This is a genomic window from Sphingobium ummariense RL-3 (assembly GCF_000447205.1).
Lineage (GTDB): Bacteria > Pseudomonadota > Alphaproteobacteria > Sphingomonadales > Sphingomonadaceae > Sphingobium > Sphingobium ummariense.
This window is the reverse complement of sequence record NZ_AUWY01000016.1, coordinates 1-611: the sequence shown is the minus strand read 5'-3', so window position 1 is coordinate 611 and position 611 is coordinate 1. Positions and strand designations below refer to the sequence as shown.

Sequence of the window (611 nt, the reverse complement as noted above, 5' to 3'; positions counted from 1 at the left end):
TGCCTATGCCGAGCATGGCATGGTCCACGCGGCCGAGACGCGCGAGGCTGCGCGGGAAAGCCTTGTGGAGGGCTGGGATCGCGCTCGCATCGCCGATCCCGACAAGACGCGGATCATCCTCACCCATACCAATGCCGAGGTGCGCGACCTGAACCTGGCTGCGCGCGATCGGCTGCGCGACGCCGGCGAGCTGGGCCAGGACGTGCGCGTGTCGGCCGAGCGGGGCGCGCGGGAGTTCGCGACCGGCGACCGCATCATGTTCCTCAAGAACGATCGCGGCCTTGGGGTGAAGAACGGCACGCTGGGCAAGGTCGAGCGCGTGTCGCCCGACAGCATGGCGGTGAAGTTGGACGATGGCCGTCAAGTCGCGTTCGACCTGAAAGATTATGCCCATGTCGATCATGGCTATGCGGCGACCATCCACAAATCGCAGGGCGTGACGGTCGATCGGGCGCATGTGCTGGCGACCCCCGGCATGGACCGCCATTCGGCCTATGTGGCGCTGTCCCGGCATCGCGACGGGGTGCAGCTCCATTACGGCCGCGATGACTTCGCCGACGATCGCCGGCTTGTCCGCACGCTGTCGCGCGAGCGGGCGAAGGATATGGCGT

At 67.3% G+C, this 611-nt stretch carries 1 pseudogene; it reads left to right on the top strand.

Annotated features, from left to right (window positions below):
- Positions 1–611: pseudogene (locus M529_RS0123970) on the top strand (Ti-type conjugative transfer relaxase TraA); the annotation flags it as partial.